We start from the raw sequence: 19,306 nt of genomic DNA, 5'->3' as shown, positions 1-19,306 counted from the left end.
ATAGCAGCCTGGAACCACTCCTTCCCATCCCGAACAGGAACGTGAAACAGGCCCGCGCCGATGATAGTGCAGATACCTGTGTGAAAGTAGGTCATCGTCAGACTAACCCCATATGCAAAAAAGCCCGCTCAAACAGAGCGGGCTTTTTTGCGTCCACGACAACTCAAATACAACCCCATCAGTTCAGCGAACGCGGTACCGCAAGCGTGAATACCGGGATCAAGACCGAAAACGAAACGCCGTCGGCCGAGAGGAACTGGTAGCTGCCGCGCATGCTTCCGACCGGCGTTTCCAGTGCCGCGCCACTGGAGTAGCGGTACTGCTCACCCGGGGCCAGCACGGGCTGCTCGCCGACCACTCCGTCACCGCGTACTTCTTCTACATGCCCGCCGCCATCCGTGATGATCCAGTGCCGGCTGAGCAGTTTGGCTGACGTCGTGCCGGCGTTGCTGATCATGATGTGATACGCGAAGGTGTAGCGCCCGGCATCCGGATTGGATTGCCCTGGCAGATACTCGGTTTTCACGGAAACTTCAATTGCAGGTGTAGTTGAGGTGCTCATCGCTTCATGGGGTTCTGGAACCGTCTGTGGATTGCCTGCCGAACTCGCAGCATTGAGCTGTAAAATACCAGCTTTTCCCCGGAAGTACCCTCATGTCCGTTACCCCGCTGATTGCATTGTCCCCGCTCGATGGCCGTTACGAGAGCCGCGTGTCCGCTTTGCGCGAGCATTTTTCCGAGCACGGCTTGATCCGCAATCGTGTCCGTGTCGAGATCGAGTGGCTCAAGGCGCTTGCTGCGGAATCTGCTTTGAACGAAATCCCGGCATTTTCGACGGACGCAGTCGATGAGCTGGATGGCGTGATCGCAGCGTTCACGCAGGCAGATAGCGAGGCAGTGAAGGAGATCGAAGCGGTCACCAATCACGACGTGAAAGCGATGGAGTACTGGCTCAAGCGTCGTCTTGCGCACAATGCTGAAGTGATGAAAGTGTCTGAGTTCATTCACTTCGCGTGCACTTCCGAGGACATCAACAATGCGTCGCATGCGCTGATGTTGCGCGAAGGGCGCGATGACGTCCTGCTGCCGGCGCTGGATCGTGTGATTGCTGCGCTGCGTATGCACGCCCACGCTCTTGCTGATGTGCCGATGCTGTCGCGTACGCATGGTCAGCCGGCCAGCCCGTCCACGATGGGCAAGGAACTTGCGAACATCATTGCCCGCCTGGAGCGCGCGCGTCGTTCGATTGCCGGCGTGTCGCTGACTGCGAAGTTCAATGGTGCGGTGGGCAACTACAACGCGCATCTGTCGGCGTGGCCCGAGTTCGACTGGGAGGCCTTCAACCGTCGGTTCATCGAGTCGCTTGGCCTGGAGTTCAACCCCTATACGATCCAGATCGAGCCGCATGACGCGATGGCCGAGCTGTTTGATGCGATGGCTCGTTGCAATACGATCCTGATTGATGCCTGCAGAGACATCTGGATGTACATCGCGCTGGGGTACTTCAAGCAGAAGCTGAAGGAAGGCGAAGTCGGTTCGTCGACCATGCCGCACAAGGTCAACCCTATCGATTTCGAGAACGCCGAAGGTAACTTCGGTCTCGCCAACGCAGTGTTGCGCCATTTCTCGGAAAAGTTGCCGATTTCGCGCATGCAGCGCGACCTCACTGATTCGACTGTGCTGCGCAATATGGGGGTCGGGTTCGGCCACACCGTGCTCGCACTCGACAGCATGCTCAAAGGTGTCGGGAAGCTTGAGGCTGATCCCGAGAAGATTGCTACGGATCTGAATGAGTGCTGGGAAGTGTTGGCCGAGCCGGTGCAGACAGTGATGCGTCGTTTCGCGATCGAGAATCCGTATGAGCAGCTCAAGGCCATGACGCGCGGTAAGGGAATTACGCGCGAGGCGCTACAGGCCTTCATTGCGCAGCTGGCAATTCCTGAATCGGAGCGTCAGCGCCTGCTCGACATGACGCCTGCCAGCTACATCGGCAAGGCTGCGGAACTGGCTCGCCGTATCTGACCCACACCACACTGCACGGAAGCGCGAACGTGAGTTTTGCTGAACATCTCAAACAGATGCCGAAGGTCTCGCACCTGGCGTCGATCGAATTGCTTGATGAGGACGGGAGTGTCCGTGCGCTCATCGAGAACAAGTCGGGCCAGACCGGATCGCTGGCCGTCTATAACCACCTTGCGCAACTGCACGGCGCGATTACCCCTGATGCCGCGCGCAAGGGACTGGAGTTGTATGCCGAGCACACGGAAGACGCGCGGGCCAATCCTGGCAAGCATCCGAACATTGATCGCCTGTTCGGACTGGTAGAGCGCAACGAAACCTTGCGGGTGAAGCATCACTTCGCAGTGTGAGGTTTGCTCAAGGCCCAACAAAAAGCCCCGCAATTGCGGGGCTTTTTGTTGGGCAGAGGACCGCGTCAGACGACGGCCTCTTCCTTGTCCTTCTTGGGCTTCACGAACTGTTCGCGTGAGACGCCAAGCCACATCACCAGTGGGCTGGAGACCAGCACCGACGAGTAGATGCCGAACACGATGCCGATGGTCAGCGCCAGCGCGAAGTAGTGCAGTGTCTCACCGCCGAAGATCAGCATCGACAGGACCACCATCAAGGTGCTGCCGTGCGTGATCGCCGTGCGCGACATGGTGCGTGTGATGGCGTGGTCGATGACTTCCGGCGTGGTCATGCCGCGGCGTTTGCGGAAAGTCTCACGGACGCGGTCGAAGATGACCACGGTTTCGTTCACCGAATAACCCAGCACCGCCAATACGGCTGCCAGCACCGCCAGCGAGAACTCCCACTGGAAAAAGGCGAAGAAGCCGATGATGATGATCACGTCGTGCATGTTGGCAACGATGGCGGACAGCGAGAAGCGCCATTCGAAGCGCATCGCAAGATAGGCCATGATGCCGACCAGCACGAACAGCAGCGCCATGCCGCCGTCGGAAGCCAGCTCCTTGCCGACCTGCGGGCCAACGAACTCGGCGCGACGCAGATTCGGCTCAGGCCCCTCAACGCCCTTTAGCGTGGCCAGTACTCGCTCGGACACCCGGTTGGTGTCGAGGTCGTCGCGGTTGGGCAGGCGCACCAGGATGTCACGCGAGCTCCCGAAGTTCTGCACCTGGGCGTCGGGGTAGCCGTCCTGCGCCAGCGCCTGACGAATTTCTTCGATACGCGGTGGCTCCGGGTAATTGACCTCGACCAGCGTGCCGCCGGTGAATTCCACCGACAGGTTCAGCCCGCGCGTCACGATGAACAGCACGGCCAGCAGGAAGGTGACGAGCGAAATGATGTTGAACTTCAGCGCATGGCGCATGAAGGGGATGTCGTTCTTGATACGGAACAGTTCCATGACTACGACCTCTGCTTGTCCGGGTTAGCCAATCGCCAGTTTGTCGAGCTTGCGACGGCGGCCGTAGATGTAGTTCACCAGCATGCGGGAGACCAGAATGGCGCTGAACATCGACGTCATGATGCCCAGGCAATGCACCACGGCGAAGCCGCGCACGGGTCCGGAGCCGAACACCAGCAGTGCGATGCCTGCAATCAACGTGGTGACGTTGGCGTCGAGAATGGTGCCGAATGCGCGCTCGTAGCCTGCGGTGATAGCCGCCTGCGGCGACACGCCGTTGCGGATCTCCTCGCGGATGCGTTCGTTGATCAGCACGTTGGCGTCGATGGCCATGCCCAGCGTCAGCGCCATGGCGGCGATACCGGGCAGCGTCAGCGTAGCCTGCAGCAAGGATAGCAGGGCGATCAGCAGGCCGAGGTTGGCGGTCAGGGCAATGACCGACACCAGACCGAACAGCGTGTAGTAGACGATCATGAACACGGCGATGGCGACGAAGCCCCACAGCACGGAGTTGAAGCCCTTGGAGATGTTCTCGGCGCCCAGGCTCGGACCGACGGTGCGTTCCTCGATGATCTGCATCGGCGCGGCAAGACTGCCCGCGCGCAACAGCAGCGCAACGTTGTTGGCTTCCTCCACCGTCATGCGGCCGGAAATCTGCACGCGGCCGCCACCGATTTCGGTGCGAATCACCGGCGCGGTGACGACTTCGCCCTTGCTCTTCTCGATGAGCAGGATGGCCATGCGCTTGCCGACGTTATCGCGGGTTACGTCGCGAAAAATGCGTGCGCCGGCTGAATCTAGGGTCAGGAACACGGCCGGTTCGTTGTTCTGTCCATCGAAGCCGGGCTGCGCGTCGGTCAGCCGGTCACCGGTCAGCACGACATCGTTCTTCACGAGCAGCGGGTTGCCGCCGCGTTCTGTGTAGAGCCCGGTGCCGAACGGGACCTGACCGTTGAGGGCGTCCTCAAGCGCTCCGGGGGAATCATCCACCATGCGGATCTCGAGGGTTGCCGTGCGGCCGAGGATGTCCTTGGCTCGCGCCACGTCTTGCACGCCGGGCAGCTGAACGACGATGCGGTTTGCGCCTTGCTGCTGGATGATGGGTTCGGCAACGCCGAGTTCGTTGATTCGGTTACGCAGCGTGGTGATGTTCTGCGTCATCGCGAATTCGCGAATCGTCTGCTCGGCGGTCGGCAGCAGGGTTGCTACCAGTCGCAGGTCGGACTCGCCAAGGTCGCGGTCTGCGAGTTGCAGGTCTGTCAATTCGGAACTGATTGCGCGGCGTGCGGCTTCGCGCTGATCCGCGTCACGGAAGCGCAGGACCACACTGTTGCCCTCGCGGCCGATGCCGGCATGGCGAACACGCTCGGAGCGCAGCAGCGTGCGCAGATCACCGGAGGTGGAGTCCAGGCGGTTGGTCACCGCACCGGCCATGTCGACTTCCATCAGGAAGTGAACGCCACCACGCAGGTCCAGGCCGAGGTACATCGGCAGGGCGTTGATGGAGGTGAGCCAGTTCGGTGTGGCCGGCAGCAGGTTGAGCGCGACGATGTACGACGGGTCAGACGGATCCGGATTGAGCTGCCGCTCGATCACGTCGCGTGCGCGCAACTGATCTTCGGTGCCGGCGAAACGGAAGCGGATGCTGTTCTCGTCGGCAAAGGTTGCGGTCGGCGGGATGCCGGCGGTGGTCAGCGTCTCGGTCAGGCGCGGGATCAACGCACTTTCCAGCTGAACCGTGGCCTTGCCGCTGGAAACCTGAACGGCGGGCACTTCGCCGTAGAAGTTCGGGATGGTGTAGATCAGGCCGAACAACAACACCAGGCCTATCAGGATGTTCTTCCAGAGCGGGTAACGGTTCATGAGGGGTCAGGACTCGTGTCGGAAGCTTGGTGCGGCGAGATCCACCGCAGCGAAGAGCGCCGCGCGCGGCCGGAGCCTGCGCGCGGCGTGAAGCAGCATCAGGCTGCGCGCAGCGTGCCCTTGGGCAGAACGGTGGCGATGGCGCCACGCTGAACGACGATGTCGACCTTGTCGGCCACTTCGAGGTGCACGAAGTTTTCGTCGATGTCGGAGATGCGACCGGCCATGCCGCCCTGGGTGATGACTTCATCGCCCTTGGCAAGTGCCGCGACCATGGCCTTGTGCTCCTTCGCGCGCTTCATCTGCGGACGGATCATCAGGAACCACAGGATCAGGAACATCAGGATCAGCGGCAGCAGGCCCATGAAGCCGCCGGTGGCCGACTCGGCCGCCTGCGCATATGCGTTTGAAATGAACACTCTAGTCTCCGGGTGAGGTTGTCGAACGGGGCATTATAACAACAGGAATTTGCGCGGGACGTCAGGGGATTCCGGGGGATCCGGCGCCTCGCCCTCGCTCGGTGCGGAAGCGCAGCGTGTAGCCGGCCAGATCGTCCTGCTCGATCGCCTCACGCAGTTCGCGCATCAGCGTCTGGTAGTAGTGCAGGTTGTGCACGGTGTTGAGCATGCTGCCAAGAATTTCGCCGGTGCGATGCAAGTGGTGCAGGTAGGCGCGGCTGAAATTGCGACAGGTGTAGCAGTTGCAGCTTTCGTCGAGCGGATTCGTGTCGGCCTTGTGGAAGGCGTTCTTGATCTTGACGTCGCCATAGCGCGTGAACAGCCAGCCGTTACGCGCGTTGCGAGTGGGCATCACGCAGTCGAACATGTCGATGCCCGCGGTCACGCTGGCTACCAGGTCTTCCGGCGTGCCCACGCCCATCAGATAGCGCGGCTTGTCGGCCGGCAGGAGAGGCGCGGTGTGGGCCAGGATGCGACGCATGTCTTCCTTAGGCTCGCCGACTGACAGGCCGCCGATGGCGTAGCCGGGGAAGCCGATCGCTTCCAGTCCGGCCAGCGATTCATCACGCAGATCCTCATACATGCCGCCCTGCACGATGCCGAACAACGCATTGGGGTTGCACAGTGCGTCGAAGGCGTCGCGCGAGCGACGCGCCCAGCGTTGCGACAGCTGCATGGATTTGGCCGCCTCGTCGCGTGTGGCGGGGTAAGGCGTGCATTCGTCGAAGATCATGACGATGTCTGAATTGAGCACCGTCTGGATGCGCATCGACTCTTCCGGCGTCAGGAACAGCTTCGCGCCGTCGATCGGCGAGGCGAATTTCACGCCTTCCTCGGTGATCTTGCGCAGGGCGCCCAGGCTGAATACCTGAAAACCGCCCGAGTCGGTGAGGATCGGCTTGTCCCACGCCATGAAGCGGTGCAGGCCTTCGTGTGCCGTGATTACGTCCAGCCCGGGCCGCAGCCACAGGTGAAAGGTGTTGCCGAGGCAGATCTGCGCGCCGATGTCGCCCAGCATCTGCGGCGTCATGGCCTTGACCGTGCCGTAGGTGCCGACCGGCATGAACACCGGCGTTTCGACCGTGCCGTGGGCGAGCGTCAGGCGGCCGCGGCGGGCTGCGCCACTGGTGGCGAGGAGATCAAACTGCATCGTTGCGGTGGGCGATGAACATGGCGTCGCCGTAGCTGAAGAATCGGTATTCATGGGCGATCGCATGAGCGTAGGCGCGCCGGATCGGCTCCATGCCGGCAAAGGCCGACACCAGCATCATCAGCGTCGACTTGGGCAGGTGGAAGTTGGTGATCAGTGCATCCACGACCTGAAAGCGGAAACCCGGCAGGATGAAAATGCCGGTGTCGTCGGACCCCGCGCACAGCGTGCCGTCCTGCGACGCACCTTCCAGCGCGCGCAGGCTGGTAGTGCCGACCGCGATGACGCGTTTGCCGGCCTCCCGGGTGCGGCGGATGGCTTCGACCGTGTCACGCGGGATGACGTAGCGCTCACGGTGCATGCGGTGCTCGCCGAGGTCGTCCACGCGCACCGGCTGGAAGGTGCCGGCACCAACATGCAGCGTGATGTAGGCAATGCCGGCACCGCGCTCACGCAGGCGATCCAGCATGGCTTCATCAAAGTGCAGGCCGGCCGTGGGCGCGGCCACCGAACCCGGCTCGCGGGCATATACCGTCTGGTAGCGCGATTCATCTGTGTCGTCGGCAGCGCGCTCGATGTAAGGAGGCAGTGGTACCTTGCCGTAACGCTCGAGCAACGCGAACAGATCTTCATCCGCCGGAAAGCGCAGATGAAAGAACTCACCGACGCGGCCGACCACGGTGACATCGAAGGCTTCCGCCAGATGCAGCACGGTGCCGGTGGCGGGAGATTTGCTCGCGCGCACCTGCGCCAGAGCCTCGTGTGTGCCGATGGCGCGCTCCACCAGCACTTCCACACGGCCGCCAGTGTCGCGCTTGGTGCCAAGCAGGCGGGCATGAATCACGCGCGTGTCGTTGAACACCAGCAGGTCGCCCGGCTCGATCAGCGTGGGCAGCTCGCGGAACATGCGGTCTTCGAGCGCGCCGTCATCCAGCAGCAGCAAACGGCTGGCCGAACGGTCGGGCAGCGGTTGCTGCGCGATGCGTTCTGGAGGCAGGGGATAGTCGAAATCGTCGAGAGTCAGTGGCATCGTGTTGCCGCTTGGGGCGGGGGCATGGATAATACGCGGCTCTTTCCCGGCCGGGATGGCGGAATCGGTAGACGCAGCGGATTCAAAATCCGCCGCTGGCAACAGCGTGGGGGTTCGAGTCCCCCTCCCGGCACCACTCGAAATCGTGTCATCCGGCCCGGCGCTGCAGGGGGCGGATGATAGCATTCGCAGCTCCAGGCATCACCCTTCCCCCGGAGGTCGCATGGCCCGCATCCTCGCGCTGACCGCGCTGGCGATGACTGCTTTCGCTGCGAACTCCCTGTTGTGTCGCCTGGCTCTGCGCGACACCGGCATCGACCCCGCCTCCTTTACGCTGATCCGCATGGTCTCCGGCGCCCTGGTGCTGTGGGTGATCCTGCGCTTGCGCACTTCGGCCGCCAAACAGTCGCACGGTGACTGGCGCTCTGCGGCAGCATTGTTTGCCTACGCCATTGCCTTTTCGTACGCATACGTCGGTTTGTCTGCCGGTGCCGGCGCGCTGCTGCTGTTCGGTTCCGTTCAGGCAACCATGATCCTGTATTCCCTGTGGCGTGGTGAGCGATTCGCGCCGTGGCAATGTCTCGGGTTCGCCCTGGCGATCGGCGGGCTGGTCGCGCTGGTGGCGCCTGGTGCCACGGCGCCGCCGTGGCTGGCAGCGGTGCTGATGGTCCTGGCCGGCATGGCTTGGGGGGTGTACTCGCTGCGCGGGCGCGGCAACACCGATCCGCTGGCCACGACCGCAGGCAATTTCCTGCGCAGCGTGCCGATGGCGCTGGCTGCGGCCCTGCTGGCCCTGCCATGGCTCGCGGTGGATGGTCCGGGGGCTGTGCTGGCCGCGCTCTCCGGGGCGCTGGCTTCAGGTGTGGGATACGCCATCTGGTATGCCGCGTTGCGCGGTCTGAGCGGTACCGCGGCGGCGACGGTTCAGCTCAGCGTGCCGGCGCTGGCGGCGCTCGGCGGCGTCGCGTTGTTGGCGGAGCCGCTGAGTTTGCGTCTGGTGCTTGCCTCGGTGGTCACGCTGGGCGGCATCGCGCTTGTGATCCACGGGCGCCGGACGTAGAAAAGACGTGGAACTCGGTTATCATCATTGAGTCTTAGTGAGCACATGGCCGACCCCGTCGTGCCAGCAGAACTGACTCAATATCAGGAGGAAGTGATTCCATGATTGATCGCACCATTTCGGGCAACCGCAGTGAAACTTCGGTGCTGGCCACCAACAAGGTCATCCGCAACACCTACGTCCTGCTGTCGCTGACGCTGGCTTTCTCGGCCGTCGTCGCCGGCATGTCGATGGCGCTTGGTCTGCCGCATCCGGGCATCATCCTGACGCTGGTCGGCTACTTCGGCCTGTTGTTCCTGACCACCAAGCTGCGCAACAGCACCGGCGGCATCTTCGCCGTGTTCGCGCTGACCGGCTTCATGGGCTACACCCTGGGCCCCATCCTGTCGTACTACCTGGCGCTGCCCAACGGCGGCATGATCGTGATGCAGGCCATGGGCGGTACGGCCGCCATCTTCCTCGGCCTGTCGGGCTACGCGCTGACCACCCGCAAGGATTTTTCCTTCATGGGCGGCTTCCTGATGGTCGGCATTCTGGTCGCCTTCCTGGCCGGTCTGGCGGCGATCTTCTTCCAGATGCCGGCGCTTTCGCTGGCGGTGTCGGCGATGTTCGTGCTGCTGATGTCCGGCCTGATCCTGTATCAGACCAGCGCCATCATCCACGGCGGCGAAACCAACTACATCATGGCGACCGTCACGCTGTATGTTTCGATCTACAACCTCTTCACCAGCCTGCTGCACCTGCTGGGGGTGATGAACAGCGACTGAGGCCTGTTGCGCGCTGGCAATGGCGCAAAACGGCTAGACCCAACGGGCGCCCAGGGCGCCCGTTGTCATATCCGCCGGTTGCGTGCTGCATGCGTGCATCGGAGCGATGTGTTTACAATGCGGGGTTTCACGGTCGCGCGCGTTGCCGGATCAGGCAGCCGGACGTCGGCCGATAACCGGACATGCTGGGGCAGCAATGATGAAGACCACCTTTCTGGAATTCGAACGGCCGATTGCCGAGCTCGAAGAAAAGATCGCGCAACTACGTTTCGTGCAGGACGACCCCGCGGTCGACATCTCGGGCGAGATTGCACGGCTGGAAAAGAAGAGTGAAACGCTTACCCGCGAGCTCTACGCCAAGCTGCAGCCCTGGCAGATTTCGCAGGTCGCACGTCATCCGCAGCGGCCCTACACCTTTGATTACGTGCAGCACATGTTCACCGACTTCCAAGAGCTGCATGGCGATCGCGGCTTTGCCGACGACAAGGCCATCGTCGGAGGTCTGGCGCGCTTCAACGGGCAGGGCTGCGTCGTCATCGGGCACCAGAAAGGGCGCGACACCAAGGAAAAGATTGCACGCAACTTCGGCATGCCGCGCCCCGAAGGCTATCGCAAGGCCATGCGCCTGATGCGTCTGGCCGAGAAGTTCGGTCTGCCGATCTTCACATTTGTCGATACCCCGGGCGCCTACCCCGGCATCGGTGCAGAGGAGCGTGGCCAGTCCGAAGCCATTGGCCGCAACCTGTACGTGATGGCCGAACTCAAGGTGCCCATCATCTCCACCGTGATCGGTGAAGGCGGTTCGGGCGGCGCGCTGGCCATTGCCGTGGGCGATCAGGTGCTGATGCTGCAGAACTCGACGTACTCCGTGATTTCGCCCGAAGGCTGCGCGTCCATTCTGTGGAAGAGCGCAGAGAAGGCCTCCGTTGCAGCCGAGGCCATGGGTATTACTGCCGACCGTCTGCTCGGCCTTGGACTTATCGATACCGTGGTGCCGGAGCCGGTTGGCGGCGCACATCGTGACCACGCGGGCATGGCTGCACGTCTGCACAAGGCGCTGCAGGAGGCGCTGCGTCAGGTGGCCGATCTGACCGTGGACGAGCTCGTCGAGCGACGCTTCGAGCGCCTGATGAGTTATGGCCGCTTCAAGGACGCAAGCGCCGCCTGAGGCGCCGCTCGCCGCTCGCGTGGCGGCGGTGCTGGAAGAGGCGAATGTCGGTGCCGGCAGCCGTCTGTGTCTTGCGCTTTCCGGTGGCGTCGATTCGGTTGTCTTGCTGCATGTGCTGGCCGGGCTGCGCTCCGCGGCCGGCTTTTCGCTGGTTGCCGGGCACGTCCATCATGGCCTCAGCCCGCATGCCGGGCGCTGGCTGGATCATTGCGCTGCGCTCTGCGCACATCTCGACGTTCCTTTTTCGGCCCTGCATGTCGCGGTTCAGCGTGACCACCCCGACGGGCTGGAAGCGGCGGCGCGTGCCGCCCGACACGCTGCGCTCGCCAGCGTAGCCGCTGATTGGCGGGTCTTCGGTCACCACCAGGATGATCAGGCTGAAACCGTGTTGTTTCGCCTGCTGCGCGGTGCCGGCGTGCGCGGTGCGGCGGCCATGAGCGTGATTGAGCCGTGGCGCTTGCGTCCGCTGCTCGGCGCTCGCCGCGCGGAAATTCTGTCGTACGCCCGGGGCCACGCTCTGGAGTGGGTGGAAGACGAGAGCAATGCCGACTCGCGGCACGCCCGCAATTTCCTGCGTCACGACATCCTGCCGCGTATTGAAGCGGCGTTTCCGGCGGCTTCAACCATGCTCGCGCGCTCGGCCGCCAACTTCCGCGAGGCGGATGTCTTGCTGGCGGATCTTGCCGCAATCGATGCGGCTGCCTGTGGCGGCGAGCGCTTGCGCATCGATGCCTTGCGGGGCTTGCCCGAGCCGCGGCTGCGTAACCTGATCCGCTTTCGCATCCACGCCTTGGAGCTTGAAGCTCCGCCGCGCGCGCGCTTGATCGAGGCGGCCCGCCAGCTGCGTAGCAGTGATGCCGCTTCACTCTATCTGCCACTGGGCGCGGCGGTTTGCTGCGTACATCGCGGCGAAGTGTGGGTTGAGCCGCAGCTGGGCAGTGCGCCGCAACCGGTTGTGTGGCGCGGCGAAACCGAGTTGCCATGGGGCAGCGGTGGCCTGCGGCTGGTCGAGGCCTGCGGCGCGGGGGTGAGTCTGGCCCGCCTGCAGGCGGCGTCGGAGGTCGTGTTGGATGTGCGCCGCGAAGGTCTACGCATGCGCATCGGCGTGGGACGGCCGCGACATACGTTCAAGAACCTGTGCCAGGAAGCCGGCGTGCCGGCCTGGCTGCGTGGGCATTTGCCCGTGCTGTATCTCGATGGCCAGCCGGTATGGGTAGCCGATGTCGGCCTGGCGCCGGAGGCAGCGTGTGCCGCCGGAGAGCCGGGTCTGATGCTGGAGTGGGTGCGCGGCTAGAGCGCCGCGCCCTTGAGCATCTGCGCCAGTTCCACCGCAGAGCGCACCGACATCTTCTCGAAGATGCGTGAACGGTGGGCTTCGACGGTGCGCATCGAGATGTTCAGTTCGTCCGCGATGACCTTGTTGTACTTGCCCTCGAGAATCAGGCTCATGACTTCGCGCTCGCGTGTGGTGAGCAGGGTGAGGCGTTCGCTGACGGCCTGACTGGCGCTCTGGGCCTGACGGTGTTCGGCGTCGATTTCCATGGCGCGCTGGATGACCGCGATCAGGTCGCCGTCGTTGAACGGTTTTTCGATGAAGTCGTGGGCGCCATTCTTGAGCGCAGCCACCGCCATGGGAACGTCACCGTGGCCGGTGATGAAGATCACCGGCAGGGTGTTGCCGCGGCTGCGGAGCGCGTCGAAGCATTCGAGCCCGCTCATGCCTTCCATGCGGATGTCGAGGACCACACAGCCGGCCCAGTCCGGGCCGATTGCGCCGAGAAATTCCTCCGCGCTGGCCCACGTGGTGCAGGGCATCTTGCGGGTTTTGAGCAGCCATTGCAGGGCGTCGCGGATGGCTTCGTCGTCGTCAACGATGTGTGCGCAGGGTGTGTTCATGCCGGGGCGGGTTCCATTTCGACGGGGAGGGTGAGGACAAAGACGGCGCCGCCGTCCGGGCCGGTCTCGAAGGCGAGACGGCCGTGATGCAGTTCGGCGATGGAGCGGCAGATGTTGAGCCCCATGCCCATGCCTTCCTGCTTGGTCGAGAAGAACGGCTCGAACAGGCGTTTGGCGTGGTCGGGCTCGATGCCGGGGCCGCGGTCGGCCACGCGCATGATCAGGTTGCCGTTCTTTTCCTGTGTCGTGACGCTGATGATGCGACGTTCTGCGGGCAGGCCGGCGACGGCGTCCATGCCGTTGCGCACCAGGTTCACGATGAGCTGCTCGATCATCACCGGGTCCGCCGTGAGCGTGGGCATGCCCGGCGCCAGATGCAGCACGATACGCATCTGGCGTTTGCGGGCGTCGGCATCCATCAATTCGATGGCTTCGCGGATGACGTCGTTGAGGGTGATGCGCTCGCGCTTGGGCTCGGAGCGGCGCACGAAATCGTGCACGCGGTGGATGATGGCGGCCGCGCGATAGGCCTGACGGGCGATCTTCTCGTGCACGTCGCGTAGCTCGTCGATGTCGGCATCGCCTTCGGCCAGGCGGTTGAGGCAGCCGCTGTTGTAGGTGCTGATGGCAGCCAGCGGCTGGTTGAGTTCATGCGCCAGCGTCGAGGCCATTTCCCCCATGGTGATCAGGCGCGAGGTGGCCTGCAGCCGGTCGTCCTGCTGGCGCGCCAGATCCCGTGCGCGCTTGCGCTCGGTGATGTCCATGATCGAGCCCATCCAGCCGGTCTGTCGGCCGGAGGCGTCGATCAGCGGCGCCTCGAAGATCAGGGCGTCGATGTCTTCGCCGTTCTTGCGTCGCAGTTTGACCTCGACCCCCGCCCGCGGGCCCTGGCCCGACAGGATCATGTCGTGGATTTCCTGCAGACGCTCGATGTGGTCGGGGTGCCAGTAGGGCATTGGAGGCCGTAGGCCGATGAGTTCCTGCGCGCTGAAGCCGACCATGTTGCAGAAAGCCGGATTGACGTAGGTGATGCGTCCGGCGAGGTCGCGTGCGCGCAGGCCGGTGAGCAGTGAGTCTTCCATGGCCTTGCGGAACAGCGTCTCGCCGCGCAGCGCCTGCTCGGCTGCAAGTCGGCGCTTGAGCTGCAGGCGCAGTTGCCAGAAGCTCCACAGCAGGACGATGGCGAGTGCGAGAATCGAGCTGATCAGAAGAACCGGAATCCAGCGGATATCACCCTTGTAGGCCGTGATCTGCAGCATCAGGCCGTGACCCGGCGGGTCGAAGGGCATGGTGTAGGAGTGAGTGTCCGACAGGGGGGCGACGCGGGAGCGGGCGGTGATCTCGCGGCCTTCCGAATCCGTGACGCTGACGCGGTACTTTTCCGTGAACCACCAGGGGAGTTCGCGCGCGAGCAGGCCTTCGAGCGAGTACACTCCGACGCTGATGCCAAGCAGACCGGAGTCTGAAAAGGCCGGGATGTGTACCTCGAACTGGTGTCCGCCGCCCGCGGCAGGATAGACCGGGCCGTAGACCGGGCGCCCGATGGTGCGGGCAAGGCGGGACAGGTCGGGGTCGATGATCGCCTGCAGGCCGATGCTGCCACTGCCGTCCGCGCTCTCCGATAGCGGGGGCAGGACGCCGAGGATGTTGCCCGCTTCGTCCAGCCAGACCACCCGGGTCAGGCCGTTCTCGGCGCGCAGCATCTGGCGCAGGCGGGCGTCGGTCTGGTTGGCGATGTCACTGACAACCAGCTCGGGACCCAATTGAGCGAGCTGCGCGGCGTTGCGATCAAGCTGGAACTGCAGACTTTGTTCCATCCACAGCACGTCGCTGATCAGCGTGTGTCGCTGGCTGTCCTCGTCATGGACGCGGGTCAGCCAGATCAGGGCGCCGATCAGCAGCACGAACAGCACCAGCGCCACATAAGGCAGGCGTGATGCCCAATGATGGGCGTGGCTGGCAGGCAGTGTGCTGGTGTTCATGTATCTGCGTGGCGCTTCTGTGTCGCGGTCATTGTGCGGCCGGAGGGCCGCGGGAGGCAAAGCAGTGAGATATCTCATGCCGCTTCTGTTGTCCATGTGTTTCGGTGCCTGCGTGCCGTCGGCGTGGGCGCAAGAGCCCATCATCATCCGTTTCAGCCATGTCGTTGCGCCCGATGCGCCGAAAGGCAAGGCGGCGGAGTTCTTCGCGCGTCGTGCGCACGAGCTGACCGACGGCCGGGTGAAGGTCGAGGTCTATGCCAACAGTTCGCTGTATGCCGACCGCGAGGAAATGGAAGCATTGCAACTCGGTGCGGTGCAGATGCTGGCACCGTCGCTGGCCAAGTTCAGCGTGCTCGGCGCGACCGCCTTCGAAGTCTTCGATTTGCCCTACATTTTCGAGAACCGGCAAGCTTTGCGGGCGGTGACCGAAGGCGAAATCGGTGAGCGGCTGCTGGAGCTGCTGGAAGTTCGCGGCATCAAGGGGCTGGCATTCTGGGACAACGGCTTCAAATCGTTTTCCGCCAATACGCCGATCCGATCACCTGCCGATCTGGTTGGCAAGCGCATGCGCATCCAGTCATCGCGCGTGATCGAGGAGCAGATGCTGGCGCTCGGTGCGGTGCCGCACATGATGGCCTTCTCCGATGTGTATGAGGCGCTGCGGGTGGGCGTCGTCGATGGAACGGAGAATCCGCATTCGAATCTTTACACGCAGCGCATGCACGAGGTGCAGGAGTACCTGGCGCTGACCGAGCATGGCTATCTGGGCTATGCCGTGATCGTGAACAAGCGTTTCTGGGACAGCTTGCCGCGCAGTCTGCGGCGCCAGCTCGAACGCGCCATGCGCGAAGCCACCCATTACGCCAACCATATCGCGCGCGAGGAGAACCGGGCTGCGCTGGCGGCGATTCGCTCAGCCGGCACGACCAAGATCTATGAGCTGACAGCGGAGGAGCGGGACGCCTTCCGGCGCGCCTTGCTACCGGTGCATCGCAGTGCCGCCAACCGGATCGGGGAGGATCTGTTGCGCGACATCTACCAGGCCACAGGCTTTCGCGAGGGCGGTGACTGACGGCGCTGTGCCGCAGCCGAAAGCGCGTGAGAAAGCGTGGCTTCGCTGTTAAACTACAGGGCTTTATCCACACCCGCTGTCGTCGACGACAGCCCCGCTAATCGGAGATTTCGCATGGCCATCGAACGCACCCTTTCCATCATCAAGCCCGACGCTGTTGCCAAGAACGTCATCGGCCAGATCTACCAGCGTTTTGAAGGCGCCGGCCTGAAGGTCGTGGCTGCCCGCATGATGCACCTGTCCGAGCGCGAGGCTGCCCAGTTCTATGCAGTGCACAAGGAGCGCCCGTTCTTCAAGGATCTGGTGTCGTTCATGATTTCCGGTCCGGTCATGGTGCAGGCGCTGGAAGGTGAGGGCGCCATTGCCAAGAACCGCGATCTGATGGGCGCGACCGATCCGAAGAAGGCCGACGCCGGCACCATTCGAGCTGATTTCGCTGACTCCATCGACGCCAATGCCGTGCATGGTTCCGATGCGCCGGAAACGGCCGCGGCCGAAATCGCCTTCTTCTTCCCGGGCCTGAACGTCCACAGCCGCTGAGGATGCTGGCCGGTGCCCGCAAGGGTGCCGGCCTCGCCACTAATGAGTACGCCGGTTAACCTTCTCGATTTCGACAGCGACGGTCTTGTCGCCTGGTTCGCCGAAATGGGCGAGAAGCCCTTCCGCGCGCGTCAGGTGATGCGCTGGATTCACCGCGAAGGCTGTGATGATTTCGACGCCATGACCGACGTCGCCAAGTCCTTGCGCGCCAAGCTCAAGGATCTGGCCGTGATCGGCGCGCCGCAACCGGTGCGTGACAGTGTGTCGACCGACGGCACGCGCAAGTGGCTGCTCGACGTCGGCAATGCCAACGCCGTCGAGACGGTGTTCATCCCCGAGACCAGCCGCGGCACGCTGTGTGTGTCCTCGCAGGCCGGCTGCGCGCTCGACTGCGCGTTCTGCTCCACCGGCAAGCAGGGGTTCAACCGCAACCTTTCGGCGGGCGAGATCATCGGACAGCTGTGGCTGGCCAATCGCCTGCTCGGCGCGGCCCGCGACGCTGCGCCGGACCTGGATGCGGGGGAGAAGGACAACGGCCGCATCATCAGCAACGTCGTGATGATGGGCATGGGCGAGCCGCTGACCAACTTCGACAACGTCGTCACCGCGTTGCGCTTGATGCTTGACGACAACGCCTACGGCCTGTCGCGTCGTCGCGTGACGGTGTCGACGTCCGGCATCGTGCCGGCCATGGATCGGCTGCGCGATGAATGCCCGGTGGCGCTGGCCGTATCCCTGCATGCGCCAAATGACGCGCTGCGTGATCAGCTGGTGCCGATCAACAAGAAATATCCCTTGGTCGAGCTGATGGCCGCCTGCCGCCGCTATCTGGAGCGTGCGCCGCGTGACTTCATTACCTTTGAGTACGTCATGCTGGACGGCGTCAATGACGCTGACGAGCACGCCCGCGAACTGGTCAAGCTGGTGCACGACGTGCCGTGCAAGTTCAATCTGATACCGTTCAATCCTTTCCCGGGTTCGGATTTCCGGCGCTCGCCGGCTGACCGCATCCGGCGTTTCGCGGCGATCCTGATCGACGCCGGCATCGTCACCACCACGCGCAAGACACGTGGGGATGATGTCGATGCCGCTTGTGGGCAACTCGCCGGTCAGGTGCAGGATCGCACGCGGCGCACGCTGCGGCTGGTCAATACATGAGGGGGTGGGAATGAAGCGCACATGGGCGGTGATGTCGGTGTCGGCGGTGGTGTTGCTGGCGGGCTGCGCGACGGGTGGCGGGAGCGGGGGCGGTGGTTTCGGCGATGGGTCTCCGGTGGCTGCCCGGCCGTTGCTCGATCTTCCGCCGACCAATGAGTCCGAGCGCGGTGCGATGGTCCATGTGGAGCTCGGAACCGCCTATTTCGATATCGGTCGCTACGATGTGGCGCTCGACGAGGCTAGGGTCGCGTTGTTGCACGTGCCGAACTTTGCACCAGCCTTCCATCTCATGGGGCTGGTGTACATGCTTATCGATGACAACTCGGCTGCGCGTGAGAATTTCCTGCGCGCGTTGAGTGCAGCGCCTGAGGACCCCGATTTCAACAATAGTTACGGCTGGTATTTGTGCCTGAATGGTGACAAGGCTGAGGGGTTGCGACGCCTCGATATTGCTGCGCGCAATCCCTACTTCCGCTTTCCCGCGAGGCCTTTGACAAATGCTGGTCTGTGCCATTTGAGAGCGGGAGAGCTGGATGATGCGGGAAAGTATTTTCGTCGTGCTTTAGGTTTGCAGCCCGAGAATCTGATTTCGCAGTATGGGCTGGCCGAGGTGCTTTATCGACAAGGCGATTACGCGGGTGCGCAACGGCTGTTGGTGTCCTTGCATCGGCGATCTGAGCCGTCACCTGAATCGGCCTGGCTCGGTTTGCGCGTCGAACGCAAGCTGGGTAATCGCGCGGCCGAATCCAGTTATGCGGCCCAGCTGGAGGGGCGCTTCAAGGATTCGCCGCAATACCTTTTGATGAAGAAGGGTGAATACGAGTGACTGAATACGGTACCGACGGCAACGAAATCGGCGAGCAGGCGGGGGGGGAGATTCCGCCGCTGGGTGCCGTGTTGCGTGCTGCGCGCGAGTCGCGCGGTGAGTCGCTGTCGGAGGTTGCGCGGGCGCTCAAGCTGTCGGTGAGGCAGCTTGAGGCGATCGAGGACGAGCGTTTCGCCGAGTTGCCCGGGCCGGCTTTCGTGAAGGGTTTTGTGCGCAATTACGGACGACATCTCGGTGTCAACGTCGAGCCCATGGTGGCTGCGCGCTGGGGTACGGGTGCGTCGGTGATCGAGTTGACGCCGATGACCAACGCCGAGGGCATCCTGCCGATGTCGGGCGAGCCTTCCCGCATGCGCAGCTTGCTTGTGCCGGGTCTGTTCGTGCTGGTATTGGGGGGCGCGCTGGCGTGGTACTTCGATGGATTCGATCCGAATCCGGGCTCGTCGGATGGCGCGCAGGTTTCCGAGGCTGTGTCGGGTCCGGTCATCGAGCCGGAGGCCGAGGGATTTGGTCCGCCGCTTGGCGAAGAGGTTGGTGAAGGCGAGGGGCAGCAGGATGGGCTGGTGGTGTTACCGCCGTCTGTGGCGGCCCCCGCGGTGCAGCCCTTGCCCGAGCAGCTTTTACCGGTGGAGCCGGCGGCCGAAGCGGTGAGCCCCGCAGCGCCTGTGGCGGAGGTCCAGGAGGCGCCGATAGCCGATGCTGCGACCGAAGCCGAAGTCACTTCCGGCCCGGGGCGCCTGGTTTTCCGGCTTGAGCAGGAATCCTGGCTGGATGTGCGCGACAACCGTGATCGTCGTCTGTATGCGGGCGTGAGCGGTGCCGGCTCGGTGCGTGTCGTGCAGGGGCAGCGCCCGTTCACCATTGTCATCGGCAACGCCGCCGGGGTGCGTCTCGAGCACGCCGGGCGCAACATTGAACTCGGGCCGCATACGTCGTCGGGCGGTGTCGCCCGGCTGACGGTGGAGTAGG

The 19,306-nt window shown here is 63.5% G+C and carries 19 protein-coding genes, 1 tRNA gene and 1 rRNA gene; 13 read left to right on the top strand and 8 right to left on the bottom strand.

The features are described from left to right. Positions 1 to 103 (top strand): 5S ribosomal RNA (gene rrf / locus AC6H0R_RS03055); the annotation flags it as partial. 75 nt (positions 104 to 178) lie between these two features. Here rrf and apaG read toward each other — a convergent pair. Then, positions 179 to 562: a Co2+/Mg2+ efflux facilitator ApaG/CorD gene (gene apaG, locus AC6H0R_RS03050; RefSeq protein WP_497579860.1), complete on the bottom strand. Its 384-nt coding sequence runs from the start codon at positions 560 to 562 to the stop codon at positions 179 to 181. 92 nt (positions 563 to 654) lie between these two features. Between apaG and purB the strand changes: the two genes are divergently transcribed. Continuing rightward, positions 655 to 2,022 carry an adenylosuccinate lyase gene (gene purB, locus AC6H0R_RS03045; RefSeq protein ID WP_497579859.1) on the top strand — a complete coding sequence of 456 codons (1,368 nt, stop codon included), beginning with the start codon at positions 655 to 657 and terminating at the stop codon, positions 2,020 to 2,022. Between the two features lie 29 nt (positions 2,023 to 2,051). Continuing rightward, the gene (locus AC6H0R_RS03040; RefSeq protein WP_497579858.1) at positions 2,052 to 2,369 is read left to right on the top strand and encodes a DUF2322 family protein; all 318 of its coding nucleotides are present in this window, start codon (positions 2,052 to 2,054) and stop codon (positions 2,367 to 2,369) included. Between the two features lie 65 nt (positions 2,370 to 2,434). On the opposite strand, the gene secF is transcribed toward AC6H0R_RS03040, so the two are convergent. The 5 genes from secF to queA form a co-directional block, all read right to left on the bottom strand. Next, positions 2,435 to 3,367 (bottom strand): protein translocase subunit SecF, encoded by a 933-nt coding sequence (secF, locus tag AC6H0R_RS03035; RefSeq protein ID WP_497579857.1) that lies wholly within the window; start codon positions 3,365 to 3,367, stop codon positions 2,435 to 2,437. A 24-nt stretch (positions 3,368 to 3,391) separates the two neighbouring features. Then, positions 3,392 to 5,230, bottom strand: a complete 1,839-nt coding sequence (secD, locus tag AC6H0R_RS03030; RefSeq protein ID WP_497579856.1) for a protein translocase subunit SecD — start codon at positions 5,228 to 5,230, stop codon at positions 3,392 to 3,394. Positions 5,231 to 5,328: 98 nt separating this feature from the next. Continuing rightward, positions 5,329 to 5,649, bottom strand: a complete 321-nt coding sequence (yajC, locus tag AC6H0R_RS03025; RefSeq protein WP_497579855.1) for a preprotein translocase subunit YajC — start codon at positions 5,647 to 5,649, stop codon at positions 5,329 to 5,331. Between the two features lie 61 nt (positions 5,650 to 5,710). Then, a complete protein-coding gene (tgt, locus tag AC6H0R_RS03020) occupies positions 5,711 to 6,838 on the bottom strand; it encodes a tRNA guanosine(34) transglycosylase Tgt (RefSeq protein WP_497579854.1) in 1,128 nt (375 codons plus the stop codon). Next, positions 6,828 to 7,868 carry a tRNA preQ1(34) S-adenosylmethionine ribosyltransferase-isomerase QueA gene (queA, locus tag AC6H0R_RS03015; RefSeq protein WP_497579853.1) on the bottom strand — a complete coding sequence of 347 codons (1,041 nt, stop codon included), beginning with the start codon at positions 7,866 to 7,868 and terminating at the stop codon, positions 6,828 to 6,830. The genes tgt and queA overlap by 11 nt, the downstream gene beginning before the upstream one ends. Positions 7,869 to 7,917: 49 nt before the next feature. Between queA and AC6H0R_RS03010 the strand changes: the two genes are divergently transcribed. The 5 genes from AC6H0R_RS03010 to tilS all read left to right on the top strand — a co-directional run bounded on the left by AC6H0R_RS03010 (position 7,918) and on the right by tilS (position 12,157). Continuing rightward, a tRNA-Leu gene (locus AC6H0R_RS03010) sits at positions 7,918 to 8,004 on the top strand. An 87-nt stretch (positions 8,005 to 8,091) separates the two neighbouring features. Then, the gene (locus tag AC6H0R_RS03005; protein ID WP_497579852.1) at positions 8,092 to 8,928 is read left to right on the top strand and encodes a DMT family transporter; all 837 of its coding nucleotides are present in this window, start codon (positions 8,092 to 8,094) and stop codon (positions 8,926 to 8,928) included. 101 nt (positions 8,929 to 9,029) lie between these two features. Continuing rightward, entirely contained in the window at positions 9,030 to 9,695 is a 666-nt protein-coding gene (locus tag AC6H0R_RS03000; protein WP_497579851.1) for a Bax inhibitor-1/YccA family protein, read from the top strand. 199 nt (positions 9,696 to 9,894) lie between these two features. Then, positions 9,895 to 10,863: an acetyl-CoA carboxylase carboxyltransferase subunit alpha gene (locus tag AC6H0R_RS02995; protein WP_497579850.1), complete on the top strand. Its 969-nt coding sequence runs from the start codon at positions 9,895 to 9,897 to the stop codon at positions 10,861 to 10,863. Further along, on the top strand, positions 10,832 to 12,157 hold the full coding sequence (tilS, locus tag AC6H0R_RS02990; protein ID WP_497579849.1) for a tRNA lysidine(34) synthetase TilS: 1,326 nt from the start codon (positions 10,832 to 10,834) through the stop codon (positions 12,155 to 12,157). The genes AC6H0R_RS02995 and tilS overlap by 32 nt, the downstream gene beginning before the upstream one ends. On the opposite strand, the gene AC6H0R_RS02985 is transcribed toward tilS, so the two are convergent. Together AC6H0R_RS02985 and AC6H0R_RS02980 are read right to left on the bottom strand one after the other, a co-directional pair. Continuing rightward, positions 12,154 to 12,759 (bottom strand): response regulator transcription factor, encoded by a 606-nt coding sequence (locus AC6H0R_RS02985; RefSeq protein ID WP_497579848.1) that lies wholly within the window; start codon positions 12,757 to 12,759, stop codon positions 12,154 to 12,156. The genes tilS and AC6H0R_RS02985 overlap by 4 nt on opposite strands. Next, positions 12,756 to 14,741, bottom strand: coding sequence for a sensor histidine kinase (locus AC6H0R_RS02980; RefSeq protein WP_497579847.1), 1,986 nt, complete (start codon positions 14,739 to 14,741; stop codon positions 12,756 to 12,758). The genes AC6H0R_RS02985 and AC6H0R_RS02980 overlap by 4 nt, the downstream gene beginning before the upstream one ends. A gap of 76 nt (positions 14,742 to 14,817) precedes the next feature. Here AC6H0R_RS02980 and AC6H0R_RS02975 point away from each other — a divergent pair, with 76 nt between their 5' ends. The 5 genes from AC6H0R_RS02975 (at position 14,818) to AC6H0R_RS02955 (ending at position 19,305) form a co-directional block, all read left to right on the top strand. Continuing rightward, on the top strand, positions 14,818 to 15,813 hold the full coding sequence (locus AC6H0R_RS02975; protein ID WP_497579846.1) for a TRAP transporter substrate-binding protein: 996 nt from the start codon (positions 14,818 to 14,820) through the stop codon (positions 15,811 to 15,813). Positions 15,814 to 15,927: 114 nt separating this feature from the next. Then, entirely contained in the window at positions 15,928 to 16,353 is a 426-nt protein-coding gene (gene ndk, locus AC6H0R_RS02970; protein WP_497579845.1) for a nucleoside-diphosphate kinase, read from the top strand. 42 nt (positions 16,354 to 16,395) lie between these two features. Further along, the gene (rlmN, locus tag AC6H0R_RS02965; RefSeq protein ID WP_497579844.1) at positions 16,396 to 17,511 is read left to right on the top strand and encodes a dual-specificity RNA methyltransferase RlmN; all 1,116 of its coding nucleotides are present in this window, start codon (positions 16,396 to 16,398) and stop codon (positions 17,509 to 17,511) included. Between the two features lie 10 nt (positions 17,512 to 17,521). Beyond that, positions 17,522 to 18,337: a type IV pilus biogenesis/stability protein PilW gene (gene pilW, locus AC6H0R_RS02960; RefSeq protein ID WP_497579843.1), complete on the top strand. Its 816-nt coding sequence runs from the start codon at positions 17,522 to 17,524 to the stop codon at positions 18,335 to 18,337. Further along, positions 18,334 to 19,305 (top strand): RodZ domain-containing protein, encoded by a 972-nt coding sequence (locus AC6H0R_RS02955; RefSeq protein ID WP_497579842.1) that lies wholly within the window; start codon positions 18,334 to 18,336, stop codon positions 19,303 to 19,305. The genes pilW and AC6H0R_RS02955 overlap by 4 nt, the downstream gene beginning before the upstream one ends. Position 19,306: the final 1 nt, after the last annotated feature.

The organism is Pseudazoarcus sp. NS36 (assembly GCF_059703705.1).
Note: the sequence above shows the minus strand (reverse complement) of the source record. Positions and strands in the feature narration are given on the sequence as shown.